The sequence below is a fragment of the Alcaligenes sp. LTN-3 genome (assembly GCF_059735605.1).
Genome location: NZ_JCAPDN010000001.1, coordinates 1,401,217 through 1,414,231 on the forward strand (window position 1 = coordinate 1,401,217; position 13,015 = coordinate 1,414,231).

Annotated in this window: 11 protein-coding genes; 2 read left to right on the forward strand and 9 right to left on the reverse strand. The window is 55.5% G+C overall.

Annotated elements, in window-relative coordinates; all coding sequences use genetic code 11:
- Nucleotides 1-41 precede the first annotated feature (41 nt).
- Nucleotides 42-767 (forward strand): SDR family NAD(P)-dependent oxidoreductase, encoded by a 726-nt coding sequence (locus tag AC6I6N_RS06605; RefSeq protein WP_264671807.1) that lies wholly within the window; start codon nucleotides 42-44, stop codon nucleotides 765-767.
- A gap of 291 nt (nucleotides 768-1,058) precedes the next feature.
- Here the strand turns inward: AC6I6N_RS06605 and AC6I6N_RS06610 are convergent, their stop codons facing one another.
- The 7 genes from AC6I6N_RS06610 to AC6I6N_RS06640 form a co-directional block, all read right to left on the reverse strand.
- Complete coding sequence (locus tag AC6I6N_RS06610; protein WP_094197276.1) at nucleotides 1,059-1,343, reverse strand: DUF1330 domain-containing protein; 285 nt, start codon at nucleotides 1,341-1,343, stop codon at nucleotides 1,059-1,061.
- Between the two features lie 19 nt (nucleotides 1,344-1,362).
- On the reverse strand, nucleotides 1,363-2,214 hold the full coding sequence (gene kdsA / locus AC6I6N_RS06615) for a 3-deoxy-8-phosphooctulonate synthase (RefSeq protein ID WP_166726999.1): 852 nt from the start codon (nucleotides 2,212-2,214) through the stop codon (nucleotides 1,363-1,365).
- Nucleotides 2,215-2,345: 131 nt separating this feature from the next.
- On the reverse strand, nucleotides 2,346-3,992 hold the full coding sequence (pyrG, locus tag AC6I6N_RS06620) for a CTP synthase (RefSeq protein WP_094197277.1): 1,647 nt from the start codon (nucleotides 3,990-3,992) through the stop codon (nucleotides 2,346-2,348).
- 147 nt (nucleotides 3,993-4,139) lie between these two features.
- Entirely contained in the window at nucleotides 4,140-5,918 is a 1,779-nt protein-coding gene (locus AC6I6N_RS06625) for an aminopeptidase P family protein (RefSeq protein WP_429647017.1), read from the reverse strand.
- A 93-nt stretch (nucleotides 5,919-6,011) separates the two neighbouring features.
- Nucleotides 6,012-6,665 (reverse strand): CoA transferase subunit B, encoded by a 654-nt coding sequence (locus AC6I6N_RS06630; RefSeq protein WP_042482349.1) that lies wholly within the window; start codon nucleotides 6,663-6,665, stop codon nucleotides 6,012-6,014.
- A 19-nt stretch (nucleotides 6,666-6,684) separates the two neighbouring features.
- The gene (locus tag AC6I6N_RS06635; protein WP_094197279.1) at nucleotides 6,685-7,383 is read right to left on the reverse strand and encodes a CoA transferase subunit A; all 699 of its coding nucleotides are present in this window, start codon (nucleotides 7,381-7,383) and stop codon (nucleotides 6,685-6,687) included.
- A gap of 122 nt (nucleotides 7,384-7,505) precedes the next feature.
- Nucleotides 7,506-7,928 (reverse strand): acyl-CoA thioesterase, encoded by a 423-nt coding sequence (locus tag AC6I6N_RS06640; RefSeq protein WP_108727741.1) that lies wholly within the window; start codon nucleotides 7,926-7,928, stop codon nucleotides 7,506-7,508.
- Between the two features lie 182 nt (nucleotides 7,929-8,110).
- Between AC6I6N_RS06640 and AC6I6N_RS06645 the strand changes: the two genes are divergently transcribed.
- A complete protein-coding gene (locus AC6I6N_RS06645; protein WP_162496901.1) occupies nucleotides 8,111-9,757 on the forward strand; it encodes an electron transfer flavoprotein-ubiquinone oxidoreductase in 1,647 nt (548 codons plus the stop codon).
- Nucleotides 9,758-9,914: 157 nt separating this feature from the next.
- Here AC6I6N_RS06645 and AC6I6N_RS06650 read toward each other — a convergent pair whose 3' ends face one another.
- The gene (locus AC6I6N_RS06650; protein ID WP_234354320.1) at nucleotides 9,915-10,811 is read right to left on the reverse strand and encodes a DMT family transporter; all 897 of its coding nucleotides are present in this window, start codon (nucleotides 10,809-10,811) and stop codon (nucleotides 9,915-9,917) included.
- Between the two features lie 163 nt (nucleotides 10,812-10,974).
- Nucleotides 10,975-12,960, reverse strand: coding sequence for an acetate--CoA ligase (gene acs, locus AC6I6N_RS06655; RefSeq protein WP_094197282.1), 1,986 nt, complete (start codon nucleotides 12,958-12,960; stop codon nucleotides 10,975-10,977).
- Between the last annotated feature and the right edge of the window lie 55 nt (nucleotides 12,961-13,015).

The window sequence follows — 13,015 nt, forward strand, 5'->3', positions numbered from 1 at the left end:
AGCCATGCTCTCCACGCACATCTGTTCCACAGGAAAACAGTATGAATATCATGATTATTGGTGCCAGCATGGGTCTGGGTCGCGCCTTGATGGACGGCTTGGCCCAAGATGGCAACACGCTGTATGGTGTGGCCAGACGGCCACCCAGCACCTTGGCCAGCTCCCTGCACCCAGACCCCAGCGCCCATCAGCATTGGATCAGCGCCGACTTGTCCGAGCCTGACGCCGCCAGCCAATTGGCAACCGCCTGCCCGGACTTGCTGGATGTCCTGATCTATAACCTGGGAATCTGGGAAGACACGGCATTCAGCCCGGAATACGATTTTCTATCGCAGTCCGATCAAGCTTTGCGCCGCCTGGTTGATGTAAACCTGACCGGCGCGTTATTGGCTATACGCCACTTGCTGCCCAATATGCTGCGCAGCAGCCAGCCCCGCTTGATTCTGACAGGCTCCACTTCGGGCCTTCGCCAAAGCGGTCGACCGGAAGTTGCTTTCGGGGCAACGAAATTTGCCTTGAGTGGTTTAGCTGACAGCCTGCGCGAAGGTTATAGGGATCAAGGCCTGGCCGTCACGTGTCTGCAACTGGGCTATCTGAATACGGAAGATGGCCTGGATGTTCCGCTGCGGGCTGCCGCTGAACGGGACCAAGGCCAGACAATTCCAGTCCATGACGTCCTCACCATTGTGCGCAGCCTGCTGCAACTGTCTCCCGCCAGCTTTGTCCGCGAGCTTACTCTGCCTGCCCTGCGTGATCCACGTTTTTAAACCGCAAGCGTCGCCATGTATTCACAAGGGGCATGGGACGATAAGGAAAGGAAAAAGCACTCTCTGCGGCTGATAAAGCACCTGGTGACGCTGAAAAATCCGCCCGCTCGCACCTGCCTTCAGGCACAAAGGCATTCGGCATTCGGCATTCGGCATTCGAGAGCATCAAAACAAGAGCAACGCCTTCAGGCAATAGTGGTCGAGCAGGTCGGATCTATGCCTGCATAGCATAGAAAAAGGGAGTGTTTTCGCACTCCCTTTTTCTGCCTGTCTAGATGGAATAGCCTGTTTTTACAGACCTTGCACCACGTACATGGTCATTTTGGCCGCACCTTCACGCGCTTTACGGGCACGACGGTATTCCTCGGAATCATGGAAAGCCTGGGCCTGTTCCAGCGTGTCGAACTCCATGACCACGGTACGCAAAGGCGCATTGCCTTCCAGAGCGACCGTTTCGCCACCACGCACCAACACTTTCACATTGTGAGCTTTCAGGGCAAGGCTGGAAAACTCCTGGTACTGCTTGTACTGTTCGGGGTTGCTTACTTCGACATTCGCAATCAAATATGCAGGCATACTGTCTCCAAAACTATTTTTAATAGCCGTGCTGCAGGGCACCGCTGTTTTTAACAATCGAATCGATCTGTTGCAGCGTCCGCAGCAAATCTGACATCTGTGACAGGGGAACGGCATTGGGGCCATCAGACAAGGCCTTGTCCGGATTAGGATGAGTCTCCATGAACACGCCAGCCACACCTGCTGCAACTGCGGCACGCGCCAGCACGGGAACAAACTCACGCTGACCACCCGACGAGGTGCCCTGCCCACCCGGCAACTGCACCGAGTGAGTGGCATCGAACACGACCGGGCAATCCGTGGCACGCATGATCGCCAAGGAACGCATGTCGGATACCAGATTGTTGTAGCCAAACGAAGCGCCACGCTCACAGACCATGATGGTGGAGCCATCACCGCCCATTTCCATTGCCGCTGCACGTGCTTTTGCCACCACCTGCACCATATCCTGAGGCGCCAGGAACTGGCCCTTTTTGATATTCACGGGTTTCAGAGTAGCGGCGCAAGCCTGAATAAAGTCGGTCTGACGGCATAGAAAAGCGGGGGTTTGCAATACGTCCACCACGGCTGCCACATCATCGACCTGATCTTTGTCGTGCACATCGGTCAGGACCGGCACTTTGTAGTGCGAGCGCACATCCGCCAGAATCTGCAGACCTTCCGCCATGCCGGGACCACGATAGGACTTATCCGAGCTCCGGTTGGCCTTGTCAAACGAGCTTTTGTAGATAAAGGGGATACCCAGAGCCGAGGTAATCTCGGCGAGTTGACCCGCTGTATCAAACGCCATTTGACGCGACTCAATCACACAAGGGCCAGCGATCAGAAAAAAGGGGCGATCCAGGCCAACATCGTAACCGCATAAATCCATAATAGACCTCGTTTCAGTATTGCTGCATTCTCCCACATTCCAGACAGCGATGCTGCATCACCGTGCAGCATACTTGTCTGCCTAAATGAAAAAGCCCGCATAGCGCGGGCCTTTTCAGTCATACCAAGTTATCAAGCCGTTTTTTTCTGGCGCTCCAGAGCAGCTTTGATATAGCTGGTAAACAGCGGGTGGCCATCACGCGGGGTCGAGGTGAATTCCGGATGGAATTGCACGCCCATGAACCAAGGATGATCAGGCAGTTCCATGATTTCTGGCAGGTTCTCGGTAGGAGTACGAGCCGAGATTACCATACCCACTTCTTCCAGGCGCGGCACGTACAAGGTGTTGACCTCGAAACGGTGACGGTGGCGCTCGTTGACTTCTGGGCCATAAATGGCTTCAGCGCGCGAACCAGGTTTCACGGGGCAACGCTGTGCGCCCTTGCGCATGGTGCCGCCCAGATCGGAGGTGCCATCACGGTGTTCAATCTTACCTTCACGATCAGCCCATTCGGTAATCAGGGCTACTACCGGGTGCACGGCGGATGGATCGAACTCGGTGGAGTTCGCGCCCACCAGATTGCCCACATTGCGAGCAAACTCGACCACGGCCAATTGCATGCCCAGGCAAATGCCCAGGAATGGCACGCCGTTTTCACGAGCGTATTGAATGGCGCGAATCTTGCCTTCAGTACCACGTTTGCCAAAGCCACCTGGGACCAGAATGGCATCCAGACCTTTCAAGCAATCCGTACCTTCATTCTCGATCACTTCGGAATCCAGGTACTCGATATTGATACGGGTGCGGGTATGGATACCGGCATGAACCAGCGCTTCGCTTAGCGACTTGTAGGATTCGGTCAGGTCTACGTACTTGCCAACCATACCAATGCGTACTTCGTGCTCTGGATTCTCCTGTGCCTGGACCAAACGATCCCACATGGAAAGATCTGCCGGTGGAGGCGACAAGGCCAAGGCATCGCACACCAAGCTGTCCAGACCTTGCTTGTGCAGCATGGCTGGAATCTTGTAAATGGAATCCGCATCCCACACCGAAATCACGGCGTCCATGGGCACGTTGGAGAACAGCGAAATCTTGGCTAGCTCGTCATCAGGAATGACACGATCGGCTCGGCACAGCAAAGCATGGGGGTGAATACCGATTTCACGCAGCTTTTGCACCGAGTGCTGGGTAGGTTTGGTCTTGAGTTCGCCAGCCGATGCAATGAAAGGCACCAGTGTCAGGTGAACAAAAGCGGTGTTGTTACGGCCCAGGCGTAGGTTCATCTGGCGGGCAGCTTCCAGGAAAGGCTGGGATTCGATGTCACCCACTGTGCCGCCAATCTCGACGATGGCAACATCAGCCTCGCCATTGTAGGCAGCCTTGGCGCCACGAATGATGAAGTCCTGGATTTCGTTGGTGATGTGCGGGATAACCTGCACGGTCTTGCCCAGATAATCCCCGCGACGCTCTTTGCGCAGCACGGATTCGTAAATCTGGCCCGTGGTGAAGTTGTTGACCTTGCGCATGCGAGCGGAAATAAAGCGCTCGTAGTGGCCCAGGTCCAGGTCAGTTTCCGCACCATCCTCAGTAACAAACACTTCACCGTGCTGGAAGGGGCTCATGGTGCCCGGGTCTACGTTGATGTAGGGATCCAGCTTGAGCATAGTCACGCGCAAACCGCGGGACTCCAGGATGGCAGCCAGGGATGCAGCCGCAATACCTTTGCCCAGGGAGGACACAACGCCTCCCGTTACGAATACATATTTGGTGGTCATTATAAAAGGCGCCTGAGGTCAAATCAGGCGATAGCGGGAAATTTGGATTATAACGGCAAGCGCCCATGCTTGGCGACCCGACAAGTGGCATTTCACAGCGGAAATACCACTTGTCCTTGCAACTATTGACAACAGCAGACGGTGCGATCAGATCGCCTGCGTCCTTTGCTCAAGCCATGTACGTGCCTCACCCTGAACACGGGGCAAGAGACGTTCGCGCACTTGCTGATGATATTCATTGAGCCACTGACGCTCGGCAGCGGTCAGTAGTGCGGCATCTATACAACGCGTATCAATGGGGCACAAGGTCAGGGTTTCAAAACGCAGAAATTGCCCGTACTCGCTGCGCATGGCTGGTACCGCCGCCACCAGATTCTCGATACGAATGCCCCACTGGCCGGGACGATACAAGCCAGGCTCGTTGGACGTAATCATACCGGCACGCATGGCCGAATGAGGTCCGATACGGCCTCGCCAGGAGATAGACTGCGGACCTTCATGCACATTCATGAAGTACCCCACGCCATGTCCGGTGCCATGACCGAAGTCCAGCCCCTGTTCCCACAAAGGCTGACGCGCCAGCACATCAATTTGCTGACCGGCAATGCCTTCCGGGAACACCAGCATGGACAAGGACACCATGCCTTTGAGCACCAGCGTGAAGTCACGAATCTGCTCGGCAGATACCTGCCCCACCGGCACCACTCGGGTGATGTCCGTCGTCCCCCCCTGATACTGCCCGCCCGAATCGATCAGCAGCAAGCCATTGCCATCAATACGGGCATGGGACTGCTGGGTAGCCTGATAGTGCGGCATGGCGCCATTGGCGTTATAAGCAGCAATCGTGCCAAAACTAGGGCTGACAAAGCCTTCCTGACGAGCACGGGCAGCGCAGATATGTTCATCCACATCCAGCTCATTCACGTCGCTTTGCTGCTCAAACCAGGCAAAGAACTCGCATAAGGCAGCGCCGTCTTTTTCCATGGTTTCACGCACATGATCCAGCTCGGCATCGGTCTTGCAGGACTTGAGCAATTGAGCGGGATTGATGTACTCCACTACATTCAAATGTGCCGCCAGTTGCGCCGCCCAAGCCGTGGTCCGCGCCATATCCAGCAGGATAGGCATGGACGCGGGTAAAGCACGCATGAAGGAGGACAACTCGGTATAGCCTTGAACTTGCACGCCGTCCAAAGCCAGCGCCTCCTGTATGCCTGCCGACAGCTTGTTGCTATCCACAAACAGAAATGCCTGATCCGGGCCAATCAACAAGTACGACAGGAACACCGGGTTATAGGACACATCACTGCCGCGCAGATTCAGGGTCCAGGCAATATCATCCAGTGCGCTCAGCAAATGCCAATGGGCGCCCTGCTCCTGCATGGCGGCCCGGGTGCTGCTCAAGTTTTCCTGACGAGTACGGCAGGCAAAAGGGGGCAGATGCTCCACCACCTGGCCAACAGGCGCAGCAGGCCGGTCCGTCCAGATCGGGCTGAGCAAATCGGCTTCCAGCACCCACTCCAGCTCCGGCGTGGCCTTTTGCCAGGCCAGCAGACTTTGTGCCGACACCGACTGGCTATCGAGCGCGACTCGCGACTGGGCAGGCAAATGCTCCGCCAGCCAATTGGCTGGCTCCGGCACGCCGGCCTCGCCGGCACGTTGCAAATGAATGCCTCTGCCGTCCAGCTCCTTGGCTGCCTGCTCCCAATAACGGCTATCGGTCCACAAGCCGGCCCAATCGGCCGTCACCACCAGGAGCCCGGCCGATCCGACAAATCCGCTGAGCCACTGACGGCTTTTCCAGCGATCAGGCAGGTATTCAGACAGATGAGGGTCGGATGTAGGCCAGATGCTTGCCTGCACGGACTGAAATTGCATTTGTTCGCGCAGCGCCTGCAAGCGTGCGGCAACGGGGGGATGGGCCATGCCAACTTCCTTTACATAAACAGCGTTCACGCACCGATCAAACATAAAAAAAGCTCCGACTCGCGCCGAAGCTTTTTAAGCCAGAGAGACCGATCAGGCCACCGCACTGACGTCCAGCGGGACGCCTGTCTTGGACTGAATGTACTCAAGGCTGACTTCTGGTGCCAACTCAAGCAACTTTAAACCATTTTCCGTCACTTCCATCACTCCCAGATCGGTAATGATGAGGTCAACCACCCCCACGCCTGTCAGGGGCAAGGTGCAAGCAGGCAGAATTTTCAGGTCTTCCGTGCCATCTTTCTTGGTGGCCACGTGCTCCATCAGGACCACGACACGGCCAACGCCAGCGACCAGATCCATGGCACCGCCCATGCCCTTGATCATCTTGCCAGGGATCATCCAGTTGGCCAGATCACCCTTTTCCGACACCTGCATGGCGCCCAGAATCGCGATATTGATCTTGCCGCCACGAATCATGGCAAACGAGTCTGCCGAGGAAAAAATGGACGAACCGGGCAAGGTGGTGATGGTTTGCTTGCCAGCGTTGATAAGGTCCGCATCAATCTTGTCTTCGGTCGGAAAGGGGCCAATGCCCAGCAAACCGTTTTCCGATTGCAGCCAGACTTCAATGCCCTCGGGCACGTGGTTGGCAACCAGCGTAGGCAAACCAATACCCAGGTTGACGTAAAAGCCGTCCTGAAGCTCCAGGGCGGCGCGTGCCGCCATTTGATCTCTATTCCAAGCCATTATTATCTTGCCTCGCTAATCAGGAAGAACGAACGGTACGCTGTTCAATGCGCTTTTCAGGCTGTGCATTGAGCACGATACGGTGCACATAAATACCGGGCAAATGCACATCATCCGGGTCCAGGCTGCCGGTCTCGACAATTTCCTCGACCTCGACAATGGTGATCTTGCCAGCCATGGCCACGTTCGGGTTGAAGTTGCGCGCGGTCTTGCGAAACACCAGGTTGCCGCTGCGGTCGGCCTTATAAGCTTTGACCAGTGACACATCGGGCACCAGGGCCTCTTCCATCACGTATTGCTGACCGTTGAACTCGCGAATTTCCTTACCCTCAGCCACGATGGTGCCCACGCCTGTTGCGGTAAAGAAAGCAGGAATGCCTGCACCACCGGCACGCAACTTTTCAGCCAGTGTGCCCTGAGGGGTGAAGTCCAGCTCCAGCTCGCCGGCCAGATACTGACGTTCAAACTCTTTGTTCTCGCCCACGTAGGAGGAAATCATCTTGCGGATCTGACGAGTTTCCAACAACTGACCCAGACCAAAGCCATCCACCCCGGCATTATTGCTAATGCAGGTCAGGTTTTTGACTCCGCTATCGCGCAGCGCAGCAATCAGCGCTTCGGGAATTCCGCACAAGCCGAATCCACCTACCGCGACTGTCTGTCCGTCGGCAACGACTCCCTGCAACGCCTCCTTGGCGCTTGGATAGACTTTATTCAATTGACTCTCCAATAACTCTTTAATTGGCCTAAACAGCAAACTTTGTCCAATAATGCCGCTATGCACCATAAGGTGCTATCAGGCATTCTACGACTTGACTACGCTTTCCGTATACGTAAAGCTTAACCCTGAAAAACCGAGTGTATCTGTTTACGCTCATCTTCGGTCCAAGGTTGAGAGCCACCTTGGGGGTTAATGGACACTAGCACACAGCGACCACGTGCATAAATGACATCAGCTTGATTTGCGTCACCTACAAAGACTTCCAGCTCAATGCTGCTGCCGCCGACTTTCAATAATTTATGCACAATCCGAACAGTGGCCGGATACAGGATCGAACGCAGGAAATCCAGGCTGGCATGAGCCAGCACCCCGGTACGTGGAGAAGGTGGCACCATGCCCAGCTTCATCATTAACTGAACACGCGCTTCCTCGATGTAGCGAAAGTAAACCGTATTGTTAACATGATTCATGGCATCCAGATCGCCCCAGCGCACGGCAATATCAAAAGTGGCTCCTGCACCAGAATCTACTACTTGTGTCATTACATGCTCTCCTTACTGATATTTACTGATGAACCCGGAAGCGGACGGACACCCCCCCTAGCCTCTGAACTCAAAACGGGATTGCTCAGACTACAATACAATCGACCGTACGCACAGTACACGAATTTCACCCGCCAACAATCAAGAACAAAGCGCTAAGCCGTAATAGGAGATCAGCAGCAATGTCTGAACGTGAATCGATGGAATATGACGTTATTATCGTCGGCGCTGGCCCTGCTGGTCTGGCCACCGCGATACGTCTTAAACAGCTCGCCCAAGAAAAAGAACAAGAAATCAGCGTCTGTATCCTGGAAAAAGGCGCTGAAGTGGGAGCCCATATCCTGTCCGGCGCCGTCATGGATACGCGCGCGCTGGACGAACTGCTGCCGGACTGGAAAGCGCAAGGCGCCCCCATTTCGGTAGAAGTGACCGAAGACAAATTCCTGTTCCTGACCGAAAAAGGCGCACGCAGCACTCCCATGTGGTTGCTGCCCGACTGCTTCAAGAACCATGGCAATTACATCGTCCGCCTGGGTAATGTCGTGCAATGGATGGGTGAACAGGCCGAGGCCCTAGGCGTGGATATATTCCCCGGCTTTGCCGCTGCCCACATTCTGTACGACGAGCAAGGCGCGGTACGTGGTGTTTTGACCGGTGACATGGGCGTGGCCCGTGACGGCACCCACACCTCCCACTACCAGCCTGGCATGGAATTGCTGGCGTCCTACACGATTTTTGCCGAAGGCTCGCGTGGCCACCTGGGCCGTGAGCTGACCGAACGCTTCAAGCTGGACGAATCCCGCAATGCACAAAGCTACGGCATTGGCATTAAAGAGCTGTGGGAAGTCGATCCATCCCAGTCCCAGCCCGGTCTGGTGATTCACACCGCTGGCTGGCCTCTGGATTCAGACACCTACGGTGGCTCCTTCCTGTACCACCTGGATAACAATCTGGTCATGGTCGGGATGGTGGTGGGTCTGGATTATGCCAATCCCTGGCTGTCTCCCTTTGAAGAGTTCCAGCGTTACAAAACTCACCCTGCCCTGCGCGCCACATTTGAAGGCGGCAAGCGCATTGCTTACGGGGCTCGTTCCCTGACGGCCGGTGGTTTGCTGGCACTGCCCAAACTCAGCTTCCCCGGTGGTGCACTGGTCGGTTGTGATGCGGGCTTCCTGAATGCCTCACGCATCAAGGGTAGCCACGCTGCTATCAAATCCGGTTCACTGGCCGCTGAAGCCGCTTTCGAAGCCTTGCAAGCGGGTCGCAAGCAGGACGAACTGTCGCAATACGCCGAGAATTTCAAACAGTCCTGGCTGCATGAGGAACTGAACAAGGCCCGTAACTTCAAGCAATGGTTCAAGAAAGGTCGCTCGATTGCGTCCGTCATGACCTTTGTGGAGCAAGGTCTGCTCAAAGGCAAAATGCCCTGGACGCTACGTAACAACAAGCCTGACCACGCCTGTTTGCAGCCGGCAGCCGAATGCGCCCGCATCGACTACCCCAAGCCAGATGGCAAGATCACCTTCGATCGTCTCAGTTCCGTGTTTATTTCAAACACCAACCACGAAGAAGATGAACCTGTTCACCTGACGCTGAAGGATCCATCCGTGCCTGTAGCCGTAAACCTGGCTCGTTACGGTGGCCCTGAAGCCCGCTTCTGTCCGGCCGGCGTATACGAGTTCATCAAGACCGAAACCGGCGACGACAAGCTGCAGATCAATGCACAGAACTGTGTGCACTGCAAAACCTGCGACATTAAAGACCCTACCCAAAATATCGTCTGGGTGCCTCCACAAGGTGGTGAAGGTCCGGTGTACAACGGCATGTAAAAATAACTCTGGCCTTGGCGATAACACCAAGGCCAGACAGTTTGATGCTGAAAAAAACCACCCACTGAACTGCACCCCAAAAGTTGGACATTGATCCAACCTTTGGGGTGTTTTTCATGGCGAAATACAATAGTCAGTTCACACGCGGGTGGTTTTTTTAAGTTCTTTTTGATTTGCGCGATCGGCTGGGCCAGTTAACGACAAATAGCCCCAGTAGAATCAGGCCAGTTCCCATCAACTCCAATTGAGTGGGCCATTCGTCCAACAGCAACCAGGCCAGCAGAACGGTCAGTGCAGGCACACCCAAGCTGGACATACCAGCCAAGGTCGCGCTGACGCGGCTGACCACCGCCATCCAAAGCAACCAACCCACGCCAGTGGCGATCACACCCAGATACAGCACACCGCTGAACATTTGCCACTCCATCACCAAAGAGCGCTGGGGGATCAAGAAACTCAAGGGCAGGACAATGACCACTCCCAAAAGGCATTGCCAGACTGTGGCGTTAAGCAGCTCAACACGATGACGTTCAAATAGCTGCTTGGAGTAAATTGCCCCCAAGGCCCAACTCACACCGCTGAGCGTTGCCAAAACAGAACCCAGTATGCCGCCCATTCCCTTCCAAGGCGCGATCAGGAGCATCAAACCCAAAATCGCAGGCACCATACCCATTACGTGGCGCTTTTGGGGACGCTGTCCCAACATGGGCCAGGACAGCAACAAGATCCAGATGGGCATGGTGTAAGCCAGGGCAACCATCTTGCCCGCCCCACCCACCTGCAAGGAAAACTGGCTAAGCAGCTGAAATCCAGTGGTCTGGAAAATGGCCACACCCAAACTCAGCTTCCAGGGTGTGGGCCGCAAATGTCCGCCTTTAAGACGCAGCACCAACCATAAGAAAACGAATGCCACTGCATAGCGTGCTGCAATCAGATCAACTGGCCCGATGTAGACGGTCATCGCCTTCATCACGACCCAGCTCATGCCCCAGGTCAGCACCACCAAACCCATCAGCGCCAAAGCCCCCCTGTCTGCCTGCTGTTCCCCACTCAAACCTTTCCCCTTTTCTTTGAATTCATGGACCGATGTTTTGACCACGGACTCAATGCTAGGCTAATTCCGTATTGAGCAGGTCTCAAAGACACAATAATCAGAAGCAATAAAAAAACCCTGGCTCCGGAAAGAAACCAGGGTCAAACAGGAACTACCAAAAAACTTAGTGTGCTTCGGACAACTGATCCAAAATTGCTGGGTTTTCCAGCGTGGATACGTCTTGCGTGATCGGCTCGTTATTGGCAACAAAACGCAGCAAACGACGCATGATCTTGCCCGAACGTGTCTTGGGCAGGTTCTCACCGAAGCGGATCTCACGAGGCTTGGCGATAGGACCAATTTCCCTGCCTACCCAATTGCGCAGATCGGCAGCAACCTTGTCGGCCTCTTCGCCCGATGGCAGATCGCCATTGAGCACCACAAACGCCACAATGGCTTCACCCGTCGTTGGGTCAGGCTTGCCCACAACAGCCGCTTCAGCCACCAGTGGGTGGGCAACCAAAGCCGACTCCACTTCCATCGTGCCCAAACGGTGGCCCGAGACGTTCAACACATCGTCAATACGGCCCATGACCCAGAAATAGCCGTCGGTATCACGCTGCGCACCATCACCGGCCAGGTAATAGCCTTTGAGCTCAGGCGGAAAGTAGCTTTTCACGAAGCGATCCGGGTCACCCCAGATGGTGCGTATCATATTGGGCCAAGGCTTGCGAATGACCAGGAAACCGCCATTGCCGCGCTCGGCTTCGTCACCCACTTCGTCCACAATTGCCACGTCCATGCCGGGGAATGGCAGGCCGCAAGAACCCGGTTTCAGTGGAGTAGCGCCTGGCAAGGGAGTAATGACATGACCGCCCGTTTCCGTCTGCCACCAGGTATCCACAATGGGGCAACGCTCGCGGCCCACATTCTTGAAATACCACATCCAGGCTTCAGGGTTGATGGGCTCGCCCACCGAACCAATAATACGCAGGCTATCCAGATTGTATTGTTTGGGGTGAATAGCCTCGTCCGCTTCGGCTGCCTTGGTCAAGGAGCGAATAGCGGTAGGTGCCGTGTAGAACACCGTCACACCGTGGCGCTCAATCATGTTCCAGAAACGGCCAGCATCCGGATAGGTAGGCACGCCTTCAAACACGACTTGTGTCACGCCAGCGGCCAGAGGGCCGTAGGTGATGAAGGTGTGGCCTGTTACCCAACCGATGTCGGCGGTACACCAGAACACATCGCTGTCTTTGGCATCGAAGGTCCACTGTACGCTCAGCATGGCACCTAGCAGGTAGCCAGCCGAAGAGTGCTGCACGCCTTTAGGCTTGCCAGTGGAGCCAGAGGTGTACAGAACAAACAGAGGGTGTTCTGCATTCACGGACACGGCTGGGCAATCGCTGCTTTGGCCCTTGACGGCATCTTCCCACCACAGGTCACGGCCTTCGTGCCAGGCAACAGGCCCGCCTGTACGCTTGTACACGATAACGTGACGCACGGCTTCGCAGTCGCCTCCGCTCAGGGCTTCGTCAACTGCATTTTTCAAAGGGATGGCACGGCCACCGCGACGTTGCTCGTCAGCGGTAATGACCAAGGTAGCGCCCACGTCCACCGCACGTTCGTGCAGACTCTTGGCCGAGAAACCACCAAACACCACAGAGTGGGTAATACCCAAACGGGCACATGCCTGCATGGCCACAATGGCTTGCACCGACATGGGCATGTAAATCAAGGCGCGTTCGCCGGTTTTGTAGCCCAGGGCTTTCAAACCATTGGCAAACTGGCAAACTTGTTCGTACAGCTCGCGGAAGGTCACTTTAGTGACTTCGCCACCGTCGGCTTCAAAAATCAGCGCGGTTTTGTTTTCGGTGGGCGTACCCAGGTGCTTGTCCAGACAGTTAGCCGAGACGTTCAGCTCACCATCATGGAACCACTTGTAAAACGGGGGCTTGCTATCGTCCAGAACCTGGGTGAAAGGCTTGGTCCAGACCAGACGATCACGGGCCAACTCCGCCCAGTAGCCGGGATAATCCTGCTCGGCCTTCTGGCAAAGCTCCTGGTAGGCTGCCATGCCAGCGATGCGAGCATCGCGTTCCAGATCCGGGAACACGGGAAATACCCGACTTTCCGACAGGACGGATTCAATAGACGTTGGACCGCTCATAGTTTGGCTCCTTTATTTTCCAGATTTGGTGTTTTTTTTGGGATGCGCAAGGGCA